General features: G+C 71.1%; 23 protein-coding genes. 11 read left to right on the top strand and 12 right to left on the bottom strand.

Translation table 11 applies throughout. The features are described from left to right. Positions 1-54: 54 nt before the first annotated feature. From ACLQ21_RS11270 to ACLQ21_RS11260, 3 genes are read left to right on the top strand one after another with little or no spacing between them, the layout of a single operon-like run. Positions 55-1287, top strand: a complete 1233-nt coding sequence (locus ACLQ21_RS11270) for a CpaF family protein (protein ID WP_425663721.1) — start codon at positions 55-57, stop codon at positions 1285-1287. Further along, positions 1284-2141: a type II secretion system F family protein gene (locus ACLQ21_RS11265; protein WP_425663719.1), complete on the top strand. Its 858-nt coding sequence runs from the start codon at positions 1284-1286 to the stop codon at positions 2139-2141. Before ACLQ21_RS11270 ends, ACLQ21_RS11265 begins: the two co-directional genes overlap by 4 nt. Continuing rightward, positions 2138-3190, top strand: coding sequence for a type II secretion system F family protein (locus tag ACLQ21_RS11260; RefSeq protein ID WP_425663718.1), 1053 nt, complete (start codon positions 2138-2140; stop codon positions 3188-3190). The genes ACLQ21_RS11265 and ACLQ21_RS11260 overlap by 4 nt, the downstream gene beginning before the upstream one ends. Here ACLQ21_RS11260 and ACLQ21_RS11255 read toward each other — a convergent pair. Continuing rightward, the gene (locus ACLQ21_RS11255; RefSeq protein WP_425663716.1) at positions 3177-3590 is read right to left on the bottom strand and encodes a hypothetical protein; all 414 of its coding nucleotides are present in this window, start codon (positions 3588-3590) and stop codon (positions 3177-3179) included. The two genes, ACLQ21_RS11260 and ACLQ21_RS11255, sit on opposite strands and share 14 nt — an antisense overlap. 165 nt (positions 3591-3755) lie before the next feature. On the opposite strand from ACLQ21_RS11255, the gene ACLQ21_RS11250 reads away from it, so the two are divergent. After that, a complete protein-coding gene (locus ACLQ21_RS11250; protein WP_425663714.1) occupies positions 3756-3908 on the top strand; it encodes a hypothetical protein in 153 nt (50 codons plus the stop codon). Between the two features lie 39 nt (positions 3909-3947). Here ACLQ21_RS11250 and ACLQ21_RS11245 read toward each other — a convergent pair whose 3' ends face one another. After that, positions 3948-4130: a hypothetical protein gene (locus ACLQ21_RS11245; RefSeq protein WP_425663712.1), complete on the bottom strand. Its 183-nt coding sequence runs from the start codon at positions 4128-4130 to the stop codon at positions 3948-3950. A gap of 127 nt (positions 4131-4257) precedes the next feature. Between ACLQ21_RS11245 and ACLQ21_RS11240 the strand changes: the two genes are divergently transcribed. Next, on the top strand, positions 4258-5097 hold the full coding sequence (locus ACLQ21_RS11240) for a GAF domain-containing protein (RefSeq protein ID WP_425663710.1): 840 nt from the start codon (positions 4258-4260) through the stop codon (positions 5095-5097). A 333-nt stretch (positions 5098-5430) separates the two neighbouring features. On the opposite strand, the gene ACLQ21_RS11235 is transcribed toward ACLQ21_RS11240, so the two are convergent. Both ACLQ21_RS11235 and ACLQ21_RS11230 read right to left on the bottom strand, forming a co-directional pair. Further along, a complete protein-coding gene (locus ACLQ21_RS11235; RefSeq protein ID WP_425663709.1) occupies positions 5431-5922 on the bottom strand; it encodes a hypothetical protein in 492 nt (163 codons plus the stop codon). A 23-nt stretch (positions 5923-5945) separates the two neighbouring features. Continuing rightward, positions 5946-6407, bottom strand: a complete 462-nt coding sequence (locus ACLQ21_RS11230; RefSeq protein WP_425663707.1) for a terminase small subunit — start codon at positions 6405-6407, stop codon at positions 5946-5948. Positions 6408-6616: 209 nt separating this feature from the next. Between ACLQ21_RS11230 and ACLQ21_RS11225 the strand changes: the two genes are divergently transcribed. Continuing rightward, complete coding sequence (locus ACLQ21_RS11225) at positions 6617-6838, top strand: hypothetical protein (protein ID WP_425663706.1); 222 nt, start codon at positions 6617-6619, stop codon at positions 6836-6838. A gap of 146 nt (positions 6839-6984) precedes the next feature. Here ACLQ21_RS11225 and ACLQ21_RS11220 read toward each other — a convergent pair whose 3' ends face one another. From ACLQ21_RS11220 to ACLQ21_RS11185, 8 genes are all read right to left on the bottom strand, one after another. After that, positions 6985-8253 carry a phage major capsid protein gene (locus ACLQ21_RS11220; protein ID WP_425663704.1) on the bottom strand — a complete coding sequence of 423 codons (1269 nt, stop codon included), beginning with the start codon at positions 8251-8253 and terminating at the stop codon, positions 6985-6987. A gap of 256 nt (positions 8254-8509) precedes the next feature. After that, positions 8510-8821: a hypothetical protein gene (locus tag ACLQ21_RS11215; RefSeq protein WP_425663702.1), complete on the bottom strand. Its 312-nt coding sequence runs from the start codon at positions 8819-8821 to the stop codon at positions 8510-8512. Beyond that, complete coding sequence (locus ACLQ21_RS11210; protein WP_425663700.1) at positions 8818-9018, bottom strand: hypothetical protein; 201 nt, start codon at positions 9016-9018, stop codon at positions 8818-8820. Before ACLQ21_RS11210 ends, ACLQ21_RS11215 begins: the two co-directional genes overlap by 4 nt. Positions 9019-9169: 151 nt before the next feature. Continuing rightward, the gene (locus tag ACLQ21_RS11205) at positions 9170-9913 is read right to left on the bottom strand and encodes a helix-turn-helix domain-containing protein (protein WP_425663698.1); all 744 of its coding nucleotides are present in this window, start codon (positions 9911-9913) and stop codon (positions 9170-9172) included. A 506-nt stretch (positions 9914-10419) separates the two neighbouring features. Further along, the gene (locus tag ACLQ21_RS11200) at positions 10420-10713 is read right to left on the bottom strand and encodes a hypothetical protein (protein WP_425663697.1); all 294 of its coding nucleotides are present in this window, start codon (positions 10711-10713) and stop codon (positions 10420-10422) included. Beyond that, entirely contained in the window at positions 10710-11018 is a 309-nt protein-coding gene (locus ACLQ21_RS11195) for a hypothetical protein (protein ID WP_425663695.1), read from the bottom strand. The genes ACLQ21_RS11200 and ACLQ21_RS11195 overlap by 4 nt, the downstream gene beginning before the upstream one ends. Then, positions 11015-11362, bottom strand: coding sequence for a hypothetical protein (locus tag ACLQ21_RS11190; RefSeq protein ID WP_425663693.1), 348 nt, complete (start codon positions 11360-11362; stop codon positions 11015-11017). The genes ACLQ21_RS11195 and ACLQ21_RS11190 overlap by 4 nt, the downstream gene beginning before the upstream one ends. A gap of 65 nt (positions 11363-11427) precedes the next feature. Further along, entirely contained in the window at positions 11428-12819 is a 1392-nt protein-coding gene (locus ACLQ21_RS11185) for a recombinase family protein (RefSeq protein WP_425663691.1), read from the bottom strand. Positions 12820-12937: 118 nt separating this feature from the next. Between ACLQ21_RS11185 and ACLQ21_RS11180 the strand changes: the two genes are divergently transcribed. From ACLQ21_RS11180 to ACLQ21_RS11160, 5 genes are all read left to right on the top strand, one after another. Continuing rightward, positions 12938-13126, top strand: coding sequence for a hypothetical protein (locus ACLQ21_RS11180; protein WP_425663689.1), 189 nt, complete (start codon positions 12938-12940; stop codon positions 13124-13126). Then, the gene (locus ACLQ21_RS11175) at positions 13126-13506 is read left to right on the top strand and encodes a TadE/TadG family type IV pilus assembly protein (RefSeq protein WP_425663687.1); all 381 of its coding nucleotides are present in this window, start codon (positions 13126-13128) and stop codon (positions 13504-13506) included. The genes ACLQ21_RS11180 and ACLQ21_RS11175 overlap by 1 nt, the downstream gene beginning before the upstream one ends. After that, positions 13481-13966 carry a TadE family protein gene (locus ACLQ21_RS11170; protein WP_425663686.1) on the top strand — a complete coding sequence of 162 codons (486 nt, stop codon included), beginning with the start codon at positions 13481-13483 and terminating at the stop codon, positions 13964-13966. Before ACLQ21_RS11175 ends, ACLQ21_RS11170 begins: the two co-directional genes overlap by 26 nt. Continuing rightward, the gene (locus tag ACLQ21_RS11165) at positions 13963-14421 is read left to right on the top strand and encodes a pilus assembly protein TadG-related protein (RefSeq protein ID WP_425663685.1); all 459 of its coding nucleotides are present in this window, start codon (positions 13963-13965) and stop codon (positions 14419-14421) included. Before ACLQ21_RS11170 ends, ACLQ21_RS11165 begins: the two co-directional genes overlap by 4 nt. Positions 14422-14496: 75 nt before the next feature. After that, entirely contained in the window at positions 14497-14895 is a 399-nt protein-coding gene (locus tag ACLQ21_RS11160; RefSeq protein ID WP_425663683.1) for a hypothetical protein, read from the top strand. Positions 14896-14897 lie beyond the last annotated feature (2 nt).

Here is a 14897-nt window from a genome sequence, read left to right as displayed (position 1 = left end):
GGCGCTGTGGAGAACTTCTGCGGGCGCTCGCGCCCGTCGGCTTCACTGGCTCGCATGCGTCAGGCCGTCGCCGACATCACCGCAACCGTGCGGGCGAGGGTGCGGCGCGACGGGGTCGATCTCGCGCGCTCCGGCGACCTCGCCGAGCGCTACGTGCGCGACGCGGTGCGCTCGTACGCCGAGCGATCCCTCGGCGGCAGCCTGCCGATGCTCGCCGACGAGCGGCAGGCCGAGCGCGACGTGCTCGCGGCGGTGAGCGGCTACGGCCCGCTGCAGCCCTACCTCGACGATCCCGAGATCGAGGAGCTCTGGATCAACCAGGGGTCCCGCGTGTTCTGCGCGCGCGCCGGCGTGAGCGAGCCGCTGCCGCTGCAGCTCAGCGAGACCGAGGTGCGCGACCTCGTGGAGCGGATGCTGTCGACCACCGGCCGGCGCGTCGACCTCTCGACCCCGTTCGTCGACGCATCCCTACCCGACGGCTCCCGCCTGCACGTCGCTTCGGGCGACGTCGCGCGCGGGGCGATGAGCATCAACATCCGCAAGTTCGCGCGCCGGCTGTCCTCGCTCGCCGCGCTCGTGGACCGCGGCGCGCTGAGCCAGCAGGCCGCGCACTTCCTGCGGCAATCGGTGATCGCCGGCTGCAACATCCTCGTCTCCGGGCCGACGCACGCGGGCAAGACGACGCTGCTCAACGCACTGCTCGCGGCGGTGCGGCCGGGGGAGCGGGTGATCACGGTCGAGGAGACCTTCGAGCTCGACCCGCCCGTCGACGACATCGTCGGCCTCCAGTGCCGGCAGCCGTCGCTCGAGGGCACCGGCGAGATCTCGCTGCGCCGGCTCGTGAAGGAGAGCCTCCGCATGCGCCCCGACCGGCTCGTCGTGGGCGAGGTGCGCGAGGCCGAGGCGCTCGACCTGCTCGTCGCGCTCAACTGCGGCGTGAGCGGCATGTGCTCCATCCACGCGAACTCGGCGCGCGACGCGCTCGCGAAGCTGACGACGCTCCCGCTGCTCGCCGGGCGCAACATCGACGCGGGCTTCGTCGTGCCGACCGTGGCCCAGTGCATCGACCTCGTCGTCCACCTCGCCATCGACGCGCGCGGCAACCGCAGCGTCGTCGAGATCCTCGCGCCGACCGGCTCCGCCTCGAGCGGCATCATCGAGGCCTCCACACTGTTCGCGCTCCGCGACGGGCTGCTCGAGCCGACCGGCTCGCACCCGGCCAGGACCGCCAAGTTCGCCGCCGCCGGGATCGACCCCACGGCGCTCCTCGCGCGAGGCGCGCCATGACGTGGCTGCTGGGCGCCGCGCTCGGCTTGGGCCTCGTGCTCGCCGCAAGCCCGTGGCTGTGGCCGCGCGCGCCAGCGGCGGCCGGCCCCCACAAGCCGGGGCGCGTACGGGACCGACTCACCCAAGCCGGGCTCGACGGCAACCCGCCGCTCACGATCGCCGCCGTGTCGCTGCTCGCCGGCGTGCTCGCGGCCGGCATCGCGCTCGCCCTGGTGCCGGTCGTCGCCGTCGCCGTCGCAGCCCTCGTCGCCGGCGCCGCCGCACCGCCGCTCGCGGTGCGCTGGCGGGCGCGCCGGCATCGGCGCGCGCAGGCGAGCGTGTGGCCCGACGTCGTCGACCACCTGGTCTCGGCGGTGCGGAGCGGGCTGGCGCTGCCGGATGCGGTGGCGCAGCTCGAGCGCGCCGGTCCGGAGGTCACGCGGCCGGCGTTCGCCGCCTACGCGGCCGACCATCGGGCGACCGGGTCGTTCGGCTACGCCCTCGACCGGCTCAAGGACCGGCTCGCCGATCCGGTCGGCGACCGCCTCGTCGAGACGCTGCGCATGGCCCGCGAGGTCGGCGGCACCGAGGTGACGACCGTCCTGCGCGAGCTCTCGGCCTACCTGCGCGCCGACCTCGCCACCCGGGGCGAGCTCGAGGCGCGCCAGTCGTGGATCGTGAGCGCCGCCCGGCTCGGCGCGGCCGCGCCGTGGATCGTGCTGCTCATCCTCTCCACCCGCCCGGAGGCCGCGCAGGCGTACAACGCGCCCGGCGGGCTGGTGCTCATCGCCTGCGGAGCAATCGTGAGCCTCGTCGCGTACCGGGTGATGCTCCGCATCGGCGCGCTGCCCACCGAGGCGCGGTGGTTCGCGTGACCACCGAGGCGGGGTGGAGCCTCATCCTGGGCGCCGGCCTGGGGTCCGGGCTGTGGATGCTCGTGAGCCTCGTGCCGATCCTGCGCCGGCCGCTGCTGCTGCACCGGGTGGCGCCCTACGTGCTGGATGTGTCGGCCGGCGCGCGCGACCTGGTCGCCCGCCGCCGCGTGAGCCCGACGCGCGTGCTCGGCGTCGTCGCGTCGCCGATCGGCGACCGGCTCGCTCCCGTGATGCACGCGGTGCTCGGCGCGCCGGCGGGCATCCGTCGTCGCCTGCGGCAGGCGGCGTCGCCGGAGACGGTCGCCGACTTCCGCGGCCGGCAGCTCCGCTGGGCGGTCGTCGGCGCGACGGCAGGAGCAGCGCTCGGCGTGGCGGGCGCGATGCAGGGCGGGCAGCCTGCGCTCCCGGGGGCGCTGGCTGCACTGGGTGCCGCGATCGGCGCCGTCACCGTCGACCGGCTGCTGCAGCGCCGCGCGAGGCGGCGCCTCGCCCGCATCTCGAGCGAGCTGCCGTCGATCCTCGAGTTCCTCTCGCTCAGCCTCGCCGCGGGCGAGGGTCTGCAGGACGCGCTGCGCCGGGTCGGCGCTGCCGGTTCGAGCGCGCTCGGTCGAGAGCTGGCGGGTGTCGTCGCGGACGCCGCCGCCGGGACGAGTCTCTCGGGCGCGCTCGCGACGCTCGCCGACGAGCTCGGCCATCCCGCGGTGACCCGCGCGGTCGAGCAGATGCGCGGCGCCATCGAGCGCGGCACGCCGCTCGCCCAGACGCTGCAGGCGCAGGCGCTCGACGCTCGCGACGCCGCGAAGCGCGACCTGCTCGAGGCGGCGGGCCGCAAGGAGATCTCGATGCTCGTGCCGCGCAACAACAACTTTACGCCCCTTTGTGGCCCGCCCGCGGGACGAACTCGACGACCGCTGCGAGTGCTGCGGGGCGCGCATGCGGGACGATCGCTGCCACGCCTGCGAACACGTTCGCGGACGACGGCAGATTGTCACGGATCCGCGGCTGGTCGGCGGGGTCCCGACGTCGGCTGCTCCCTCAGTCTCGAGTGACCGTCGCGGTGAGGCCGTTCGCATGCCGATAGCGCCACTCCAGGGTGAAGCCGTCCCACTCGGTGAAGCCGGCGTCCTGTCGCGCACCCCTCTCGATGGACTCCATCGCCGGGGCGGGCGCACCTATAGCGTCAAGGACACAGACCACCGTGCCGCTCATGAGCATGTGGGGATACTGACCTCCAGTATCGATCTCAAGGGTCTTGCCATCTTCGGAGATCGTGAACATGTTCTCGATGCCCGACTGGAGGATGGGTCGAAGCTCCTCGTCGCCGCCGATCTGGTCGTCCTCACAACGTTCGAGTGCATCTTCGTAGGGCGGCGCGCTCGCCGCGCATCCAGTGAGGGTCAGCGCGAGAACCGTCGCAAGAAGTAGCGGGGACAGGGTGAGGTTCTTCACTGGTTCTCCGATGCGGGTGCTTGAACTTCTGAGTATGCCTCACGCCTGTGACGGGCAAGCACTTCCACCGGTGCCGCAGCCAAGGCCGGCGCAAGTGGCGTCCTCAAGATGGCTGATCTGACCGGCCGGGCCGCGGAGGCTCCCGAAGGGCCGTAGGGTTCCCGCATGGCGAGCATCCTGGACGAGCTCGATGACCGATGCGAGGAGTGCAACGCCCTCGTCTGGGACGAACGTTGCCGGAACTGCGGGCACATCAGGCCGCCTGCGCCACACGTCGAGAAGCCCGATGACGACGTGCCTGGCATCCGGGGCTGGTAGGGGCGACCGGTCAGCCAGCCAGCCGCCCCCGAGGTTTCCCTAGCGAACCGTCCCCATGCGCGGGGCGCCGCCAGCCTGCTCCACGACGGCGTGGCTCATCACCTGCGCGTAAGCGGTCGCGAGAGCCTGCAGTCCGTTCGGCCCCTGCTGGGATGCCTGCTCCGCGATCGCCTTGAGCACAGCCGTAGCTGCCTCATCCCTCGTCGCCTTTTCGATCGCCATCTGGCTACCTCTCCTTAGTGTCGGTGCGAGCGAGCGCCCGCCCACTCCGCGACCCTAGCTGCGCCCGAGGACGCACCACGCCTCGCCAGGAGCGGCCGTGCTGCCGTTGTCCGATATGTTCTAGTTCATGCGCCGGACCACCCCGCGGCGTCCCGGCGAGCTGAACACACTGCGGGAGTCGCTATACCGCCTCGTCGACCTCGTGCTCAATCACGGGTGGATCGTGCTGGTGGTGGCCATCGTCGCCGAGCTCGTTGCGGTCTTGCTGCTCGCGGCAGGTGGGCTGGTTCCGGAGCAGGAGCAGACGACTCGCTGGACGCTGTTCTGGTGGGGAGTGGGATTCGCGGTCGTCGGCGTCGCTGCAACGAGCGGTCTAGAGAAGCAGCGCAGATGGCAGCACCGTGAGCGGGCGAAGGAGAGCCTTGAATCGCAGATGCTCGCTGCCGAGACGGTGGGCCCCGTTGTCAAGCGTCTGCTCAAGCTGATGCAGAAGCCCTCCAGCGACCACGCCTCGCAACTCGCGTTGGTCATCGGCACGGTCCTTGAAGCGGATCGGCGGATCTTCGAGCACATCGAGTCCAGCAGGATGGTTTTCTACGAGTACGAACCCGCCAAGGGAGCGCGCAAGCCCCGCTTGAGTCCGGTCAACTGGTCAGGCAAGTCGAGGCCAGCTGAACCCAAGCCGTTCACGATGGCCGACGCCCGTGGGCGGTCGGCGATCAACTGGGCCGAGACCGCGGATCAGCCTAAGTTCATCGCAGATGTTGAGCTCGAGTCCGATCCTGGATGGCAGGGCTCGGGCAACGGCTACCGCACCTTCATCTCTGCGCCAGTGCGCGTCGGGGAAGCGCTGAAGGGCATGATCACGATCGATGCGAAGGAACCGGGCGACCTCGACGAGACCGACAAGCCCACCATCGCGCTGCTCGCGGATCTTCTTGCGCTCGCTTACGCGCGGCGCTACTAGAACTATGACAGTCGCCGTGTTTACACTGACCGCAGGAGGTTGATCATGACCCAGAATCGCCGCCTACAAGGGAAGCAGACAGAGAGCAAAGACCAGCTGAAGCGGGACACCGAGTTCCGCGCACGTCGCGCTGAGGCCGCAAAGCTCGCACGCGACGAGGCTGCCCGCAGGGCAAGCCGCCGTTTCCGCGCCCGGCTCTCGGGCTGAGGCATGTGAAAGCGCCCCGTCCCTCCTCGGAGGCGGCGGGGCGCTCTTCGTCGTTCAGTCGCCGCGTGGTCGAGCCCGTAGCCCGTGACGGCAAGCAGCACCTTGACTTTCGGCGCGCGGGACTGCCTACTGTGCGGGACGCTCGAGCGTGATGTGCTGATCACCGGCGTAGCTCGGCGGAGTCGCACGACTCGACGTCCGCGGCAGCTGCGCCGGAGGGATCGGCCCTCCCACGTCGTGCACACGCCAGCCGCCAAGCTCCGGCCGCCAGACGAGCGTCGCGAACGCCACTTGATCCCGGCGAGGCGTGTCCGTCAGCAGCGGCCCGACCTCCGGGACCAGCTTCACGTACGCAACATCGGGCGCGTCACGGTGCCGCAGCGCCGTCATCGACGCAGCAAGAGCCCGGTCCATGAAGTAGTCGCGAACGCCGCTGAAGTCCGCCCAGTCGTCGAGCGACTCCGGAGTGACGAACCCCGCCAGCAGATCCGACCGCAGCTCGTCAGCGAGCAGCAGAGCCGCGAACGCCGCTACCGCGCGCGCAGGATGGTCCTCGTCGAGCGCAGCGAACATCACCTCGACATCGTCGCGCTCGGTCCAACCCTCGTCCGCTTCCATGCGCCCAGGATGCCACCGCAGTGTCAGTCGCGCCGCCGCTTCGCCGGCCGTGTGATGCTCGTCACGTTCGCAGGTCGCGCTGGCCCCGCCACGTCCTCGCCCTCGACGTCGACACCGCCGGTCGACCGCAGCGACCGCAGCTCGTGACGCATCCGCGCCATCGGCGTCGCCCCAAGATCGGCGAGCAATCGTGACAGCAACCGATGCGCCGCGAGCGCACGATCATGGTCACCCGCGTAGCGAAGCTCGTCCAGCGCACCCGCCACAGACCGCGCCTGAGCCACGCACGCCGCGTCCGACGGCGCCAGCCACTTCATGGCCGCGATCGACGACTCCAGCGCGTCACGCATCGTCCTCGGCGCCGCAGCCGCCAGCGCACGCCGAGCCGTGTCCCGCTCCGCATCCCGCTCGGCACGCCCCGCAGCCCGCACAGCCCGCATCCGCTCGCGGTTGCGCTCCCGCCGCTCATCCGCACTCAGCGCCACGATGGGCTCCTCTCTGCGCACGCGCACAGGCGCTTTGCGCAACCATCCGTCCCGATGGGGAACTCGACTGCCGGTGGACTCTGGCCCTGCTCGGATCTGTAGAGATCTAGACGCCCTACCCCGCGGCCTGGCCGGAGCAGGGCGGTTCGGCTACGTTTCAGATCACCGCCTGCGCGATCGCCACGCGGATACCAGCGAAGGGAACCGATGTGGCTGAGGTGCTGCGTCAGTACGACGATCAGGTGATGCTCGACTTCCTCAAGGAGCGCCGCGGGCTGGACTTGGGTGACCACGGCCAGGTCAGGGTCGAGGCATCTCAGCTCAACCCTCACCCGAACGAGGTGTTCACGGTCGTCGTGCAAGCGACCTACAAGCTCACCGCGCGTGAGGGGGACGACATGCTGCAGCGTGCGCTCAGGCTTCCCGACTGACCGTCGAATCCGAGAGTGCGCGGGCCGGGCGAAAGGCACCCGGCCCGCGCTGACGCTCAAGGGCTGAAGGAACCCCACGAGCGCCGTTTGGCCCGCCCCGCAGCTCCACACTGCGGTTGAAGGCGGCGGGCACGTCATCGGTCGACTCAGGCCGTGAGGTCGACCTCGATGAACGCGCCGGGGCGGAGCACGGCGAAGCCGTAACGTCCCTCGGCGCGGTACTTCGTGAGGTTGCGATCGAACAGCTCCGTGGCGCCCTGGTTCGACTCGAGGCGCACCTCATCGCGGACGACGAGCAGCGTCTGCCGGAAGTCGCCCAGCAGCGCCACGCCCTGCGGCATGAGGTTGGACTCGACGATCGGGATCTCGCCCAGGATTTGCTCGATGCTCGACCGGCCGGACTTGAACATGAGCGGGCCGGTCGTGCCGGACTCGCGCATGTTCTTCAGCTTGCGGTAGTCGAGTGGGTTCATGACCCATGCGGTCGGCTGCTCGTTCGCGAGCGTCAGCGTGTCGTACGCCGTCGAGAGCGTGGTCAGCAGGTCCGTCGTCCAAGCCTGCGCGCGGACGCCCGACGTCTCCAGGATGCCGGGCAGTTGCTCGGTCGCCGGCGTCGGCGTGGCCGGCTCCGTGGCGCCGATGGTGCCCGTGCCGGCGAGGATCTGACCCTCGATCTCGTCGAGCACGCCGCGGCCCATCTCCTCCTCGAGGAAGCGGACCAGCGCCGGCCGGTCGGCGAGCAGCCGGTTGGGCTGCGGCTCCGACAGGTGCGCGATCGTGCGGAACCGGTCGACGCGCTCGCTCCACTGGTACGAGCTCGTGGGCTTCAGCGCGCCGTCCGGGACCGCCGCAGCGTTGTTCGTGCGCGTCGTCTGCACCGTGTAGCCGAAGACGTTGCCGCCGCCCTCGCCCTCCAGGTTCGCGCCGGCGACCTGCTTCACCGGGATGAGGTTCAGGATCGTGTGGCGCTCCTGCGGGAGGCTCACCGGCTCGGTGATCGGCTGCGGCACGCCGACGCCGACACTGATCGCGGCCTTCGCGCCGCCCAGCGGCTCGCGTGCCGCCGTCAGCCGGTCGGCAGCGGCACCGGCCCACTTCGCCGCCAGCTGGCCCTTGTAGTCGCGGCGCGCGCCGTCAGCGCCGGGAACGCCGTCACCGGCCCCGAGGCCGAGGTCGACGCCTGCGGCCTTCAGCCCGTCGAGCTGCTCCACGGAGAGGCCCCAGCCCTGCGGCATCTGCTGCGCGGCGGCCTTCACGAGCTCGCCCTTCGCCGTCTTCGCGTCCGCGATGTGGCGATCGACGTCTGCCTCCTCGGCGACGGTCAGTCCGCGACCGGCCGCGTCGGCCGTGTCGACGATCGCGCGAGCCGCCTTCAGCGACGCCTCCGCGCGATCCTTGATCTGCTGGATGGTCATGATCTCTCCTAGAGAGTCGAGCACTCCGTCGAGCGGAAGTGCCGCATCGAATGGAAACCGCAGACGCTCCGGGCTATGTGGCCTCAGCCGTGCTCAGCACGGGAGACGGGTTCACCCGCATCTACTTTCGCTCGCGTCGGGGGGATCCTCGGCGTTGGCCCCGTAGGGCTCCTAGGCCTTGTCCCTGCAGCTTCGCCGTGCCGTCCGCGTGGGCTCCTCGGACTTGGCCCTTGCGGGGCTCCTCGTCCTTGGCCGGTTAGTCCGGTCGTGCAGCTGCGCCTTCGACTTGCTGACTCAAGGATACGGCCGGCCACAGGCGCGCCCCGGCTGCGACACGGCTGCCGGCCGCGTTCCGCGCCTCGATCGCCTCGCCCGCCGCCTGCTCCTGCCCGACCGCGGCCGCACGCTGGAGCAGCTCGTCGACCGTCCACGTCACGCGGTGCTCGGCGATCCAGCGCGCCGCAGCCGACCGCCGCAACCGCTCGACCTCAGCCGCCCAATCCATCGCCCCCAACCGCTGCGGCCGGTCGAACGGCTCGCGCGACCGCTGCGCGTGGAAGCCGGTCACGACGCCCCCTCCTCGACGTCGAGCAGCAGCTGACACGTCCGCACGTCCACGTCGGCGATGCCCGCGAGGAACAGCAGCGCCAGGCCGCGCTCGTGAGCGTCCATCTTCGCGACCGCACGCCCCGCGCCCTCCATGTCGCCGCCCTGCATCGCCCGCACGATGCCGAGCGCATCACGCTCCACACTCCAGTCGTTCATGGCCTGTCCTCTCGATCATCGGCAGCTGCCGCTCGCACGTCAGCTAGCACCCGCCGCAGCAGCTCCGTGTCCTGCACCGCATGCGCGAACCGCTGCGCATCGTCAGCGAGCGCCGCCGTCCCCGCCGGCGCGCCCTGGTGGTCGGCGGCGCTCATCGGATCGCTCCCGCGCCCTCGGGGAGCATCCCTCGATCGGACCACTGCTTGCCGACGTCACTCAGCGCCTCGTAGGCGTCCTCTCCCGGCTCCGGGCCCTCGTAGGCGTCGTACCTCGGCATCTCTCGCAGCAGCGCCGCGATGAGCTCGGCGGCCTCGTCGGACGTCAGATGCGAGTGGTGCTGCTCCTGCTCCTCCGACGGCACTTCCCGATGTAGATGGATCCAGAGATCCCTGATGTACTCACGCTGCTTACGTGACGCTCGCTCCACACCATCAGGGAATGAGAACCCATAGGAGCGGGTCTGCTCTGCTTGCAGAGCGGACCTCACATCTTCTTCTTCTGGGTCTACTTCTAGTGGGTCTACTTCCTCCTGCGTTTGTGCCCCCCACTCCGGTGCAGAATCGCCCCCCACTGGGGTGCGTTCTTGCACCCCACCCTCTCGGCGTGGACTCTCGCGGTCGAAGATCGCCACTCGGTAGAGGTTCGGCAGGTGCCGGCCACCTTCCTGAGGGCGCCGCTGCGTCTTCACGATGCCGCGCTTCTCGAGGCTCTTGAGCGCGTCACGCACAGTGCGCTCGTCCGACCGCGCTTCCTTCGCGAGGGTCTTCATGGATGGGTAGGCGACGCCGAATCGGTCGGCACGGTTGAGCAGAGCGATGTAGACGAGCAGCTCGCGAGCGGTCAGATCCGACTCGCGAAGCAGCCAGTTCGGGATGATCGAGAACCCGGCGCTCATCAGCCCTCCCGATTTCGATGCGTTTCGAACACCGAGTTCGGTCGCGACCGCAGCACGCGAGGCTCAAGCCTCGGCGCTGTCGCCGGTCGCGGGGCTTCGCTAGCGATCGAGCGCGGGTCGACGTCAGGAGGGCAGGCCGCGAGCGCGCGCAGCTGCGTGCCGGACGGCAGCGCGTCGCCCGCGCGCTCCCATTCGTCCGCGGTCATGCCGCACCACCAGAAGGGCGCAGCAGCGCCGCGATGCGGTCGCGCTGCTCAGCGGTCAGCGGGGGAGCGTCGGCGAGCACGCGCTCGACGTGAGTCTCGATCTTCGCGGCCGCGTGATCGCGGCGTGCGGCGAGCAGCGCATCAGCGTCACCCGTACGCGCGGCGACTGCGACTCGGCTGCTGGTCGATGCGAGTTTGGAGCCAGAGATTGGCACGGCGAACCTCCAGGGGTTCGCGCGTGCCCACTGCGCTAGCTCTCCAGTCCCGCTGGGGGGCGCTTCGTCGGCGACCGCTCGGCGGTCACCTGAACGTCAGGATACCCGTCGGCGGATCGTCGGTGAAGTGAATCGCCGCTGTCTGCGTCTTTCCCCGCGCTCGTGCGCGCTCGATGAACGGCTGCAGATCGACAATCGCGATTCGGGCGGTCACCAACTTGCCATCGCCGTGCTCCGAGAGCCACCGACGCCCTAGCGGCGGGTAGCAGTCGGTGCACCGGTGGACCGCCACGCCGTCGACGTGGTCCGAGAGCGCGGCCTCGTCGACGGAGACCAGCACGCGTCGGCACCGGGCGCACCGCACGTCGACGAGGATCATCGCGCGTCCGATCGGTCGAGGAGCTCGTCGAACAGCGCCGCGGCGAGGGAGCGAATCTGTTCCGAGTCTCCGAGCTTGAAGTGCGTCGCATCGTCGGTGTCCCAGGCCATGAGCGTGGTCGTGCCGACGATGCCGGACGGTCGGTCGATCTCGATGGGGCCGTCAAGGCGATAGAGCTTCGGCGTCTCACTGTCCGGGTTGTCGCTGTAGTAGACGCGTGCCGGCCCGCCGTCGTCGTGCTGCTGCCCCTCCATCAGCACGTAGCGAGCCCACGTCGGCGCCGCGGGCCACTGCGGCGCGTTCACGCGCTGCGCCTCTCCACCTCGGCGGCGAGGTCGCGGAGTTGCTCCGCGCATGCCTCCAGCTTCGCCGCCATCGCTCGGGCAGCCGCGGCGTCGAGATCGCCGTCGCTCTGCAGCGTGTAGCCGATGTGCGCCCGCCCGTCCCCGTCGATGTACAGATCGCAGCCGCCACCGAGTGCCGGCAGCTTGATCGCCCGCACCCGGTGGGTCCACTCGGCTGGGTCGTCCGCGCTGTCGTGCCAGATCCCGTCGCAACCTGCCACGTCGCAAGGTGTGGCCCGCGCAAGGAGATCGTCCACCTCGCGCTTCTCTGCCCGCGCTGCGCGGTCCTCGTTATCGTTGTCCATGGCCGTGGTTCCTTTCGTGTCTCGGCCCCGCCCCCGGAGCGCTGCAACGCTTGCGGGGGCTTCTCCTATCGGTTCCAGTCGATCCGCACCGTAGCGGGATCGAAATCCCGGCCGGGTCCGGCAGGGAGGATCGTGACGCGCAGCAGCGTCGTCAGGATCAGCCGCTGAGCGTCGATGCTCAGCGTGGTCCACCGCTCGGCCGCAGACGGCCCCGCGAGGTCGGCGGGGAGCGCGGTGGGGAGCGCGCGGGCGACGAGCGCCTCATGCTCGGCGCGGTCGGCGCGCAGCTGCGCCGTGATGCGCGTCAGCTGGTCGAGCTCGAGTGCCCCTGCCGAGTAGGCGTCCGCCGCGTTAGAGAGTCGGGCATCGATGGCGGCGATCGCCTCGCGCGCTGCGGCCCCGGCGCCGTTGTCATCGCGCCTGAACAGATCGAGCGCGTCGGGCTGCTCGAGGCGGCGCACGAGCACGGTCGACACGAGCGCGTCGACGTCCTCCTGCTTGCGTCGCACGCCGAAGCAGGCCGGGCACGAGTACGCGGCCGGCTGTCGCTTGGTGCCGCTCTTGGTGGTGGTCATGCGGCCGGGAGCGCGCTTCATCCGCGCCCCGCACTTCCCGCACTTGGCGATGCCCGCGAGTAGATGCTTGGGCGCCCGGCCGGCGTAGTGCTTGGCGCGCGTCGGATCGTTCAGCACCGCGACGATGCGGCTGTGATCGTCCGGCGTGATGATCGGCTCCCACAGCCCCGCACCCACGATCTGACCGTTGTAGCGGCGCAGCCCTGCGAGTGACTCACGGCGGATCATCTGCCGCAACGTCGTCCCGTTCCAGACGCCCGCGCCCGCCGTGCGCCGCGGCGACTGGACGCCGCGCGCGTTCAGGTCGGCGGCGATCGCGCGCAGGGGCTCGCCGTCGAGCACGCGGCGCGCTACCTCGCGCACGACAGCGGCCTCGGCATCCACGATCGCGAGCCGGTCGCCGTCGCGCCGATACCCGTACCCGACGGACGGCGCGGGCTTGCCCTGCTTCGCGCGCTGCACGTTCGCTGCCCGCTGCCGGAGCCCCTTCTGCTCCGTCTCGAAGGTCGACCAGGCGGCTACGGTGCGCGCGACGGCACGGCCCGCAGGCGTGGCGAGATCGAGAGAGCCCTGCGTCACCATGTGCACGGGGATGTTGAGCGCGATGACCTTCTCGAGGTCAGCCGACAGGCGCAGTAGTCGGTCCTGCGCCCACGTGACGACGGCTGCGGGGCGGTCGGCGAGCATCTGCTCGAAGGCGGGCCGCTCCTTGCCTGAGGTCGCGCTGATGTCGTTGTCGATGTACACCTGGCCGACGTCGAGGCCGAGGTGACCGGCGAGCTCGCGGCACTCGGCTTCTTGCCGTCCGACGCCAGCTGCCTCGCCGGTGCGGTCGAGGCTAATGCGGCAGTAGATCGCAGCTCGTTGACGGATCATGCTCATACAAGAGAGCCTATCCGCATGCTCGTGCCGCTCGTGTTCGGGCTGCTGCCGACGACGGTGGCGTTCGCGCTGTGGCCCGGCATCCACGTGCTGCAGGTGGGGTTCTGAAGGAGGAGTCATGTCGACGATCAGCACCAGGTTCGCAAGCGTCGTCGGGCGCGTCCGCGACGAGGAGCGAGGCGATGTGCCCGGCTGGGTGCTCGTGACGCTCATGACCGCCGGCTTGGTGATCGTGCTCTGGACGGTCGCGGGTCCCGCGCTCACGGGCGTCTTCGAGCAGGCGATCGCGCGCGTCACGAGCTTCTGATGCGCCTGGCCGACGAGCGCGGCTCGGCGGTCGCGGAGTTCACGATGGTCGCCGGGCTGCTCGTCGTGCTCGTGCTGTCGGTCATCCAGCTCGCGCTCGGCCTGCATGTGCGCGCCACCCTCGCCGATGCCGCCGCGGAGGGTGCGCGCCATGCCTCGCTCATCGGGGCGGATGCGTCGGGCGGGGTCGCGCGCACCCGCGAGCTCATCACCGCCGCGCTCGGCCCGGGCTACGCCGAGCGGGTCTCTGCGTCCACGGCGTCGGTCGTCGGCCTGGAGACGATCGAGATCCGCGTCGCCGCGCCGCTGCCGGTGCTGGGCCTCATCGGGCCCGTCGCCCTGGAGGTGAGCGGGCATGCACCGCTCGAATCGCTCGGCTGACGCCGCGCGACGTGCGCGTCGACGGCTCGCCGACGATGCCGGCTCCGCGTCGGTGGAGTTCCTCTCGGTGGGCGTGCTGCTGCTCGTGCCGCTCGTCTACCTCGTGCTCGCGCTCGGGCAGATCCAGCACGCCGTGCTCGGCATCGAGGGTGCCGCTCGCCACGCGGCGCGCGCCATCGCGCAGTCCGACGGCCACGACGCAGGCCTCGCCCTCGCCGACCGCGCGCTGCTCGTGGCCATGGCGGACGCAGAGCTGCCACCGGATGCCGTGCGGGTCACCATCCTCTGCGCACCGGACCGGGCCGCATGCGACACCGCGCGCGGCACCGTCACCGTGCAGGTCGACGCCACCGTGCCGCTCCCACTCGCACCGCGCTTCCTCGGGCTCGACGGGGGCCTCGGCGTCCCGGTCTCGGCGCGAGCCGTGCAGCCGGTCTCCGCGTTCGGCGGTGCCCCGTGAGCCGGCTCCTGCGCCGCCTGGCGCGCCGACTGACGCGCGAGCAGGACGGCTCGACGCTCGTGCTCACGGTCGGGTTCGCGGCGCTCGCCGTCGCGCTCATCGTCGCGGTCACGGCGGCGACGAGCATGCTCGTCGAGCGGCGTCGCCTCTTCACCGTCGCCGACGGTGCCGCGCTCGCGGCGGCTGAGGCGTTCGCGCTCGAGCAGGTGCGATTCGACGGCGGGGCGGCGACGCCAGAGCTCGCCGACGCCGCGGTCGACCGCGCGGCGGCGGACTGGGCGTCGGCGGCCGGCACCGACCTGGCGGGGCTCCGCGTCGACGGCGCGAGTGCCGACGACCGCAGCGCCAACGTCACCGTCTCGAGCGCGTGGCGGCCTCCGGTCGTCTCCCTCTTCCTGCCCGAGGGGCTGCGCCTCGATGTCACCTCGACCGCGCGGGCGGTGTTCGTGGACTGAGACGGCCGTCGGCATGCAGGGGACAACGACGAGGAGCCCCTCGCGCCCGCTGGCCCATCGGTCTAGCGTGACCGCATGGCAGACACCACCGAGGCCGCGCTCGAGACCTACTTCGGCGCCTACGCGAAGACGCTCGGCGACATGGATGCGCCGGCGACCGCCGCGCTCTGGGGGGAGCCGGGGATGATGGTCACCGACGACTTCATCGGCACGGTCGCCGACCGCGAGGAGCTCGCGCGGGGCCTCGCCGGGTCGCACCCCGAGTACCGCGCGCAGGGCCTCGCCCGCGCGACGCACACGCTCGTCGGGCACGCGCAGCTCACCGACCGGCTGCTGCGCGCGCACGTGCGGTGGCACTTCTGGAAGGCCGACGGCTCGCACATCGTCGACGCCGACTTCGAGTACCTGCTGCGGCGCGACGACGACGGGCTGCACGCCTACGTCGCCACGCTGCTGAGCGGGGACGACGCCTGACG

It is taken from the genome of Agrococcus sp. DT81.2, from assembly GCF_049844935.1.
Taxonomy (GTDB): Bacteria; Actinomycetota; Actinomycetes; order Actinomycetales; family Microbacteriaceae; genus Agrococcus.
This window is presented reverse-complemented; position numbering and strand designations above follow the sequence as displayed.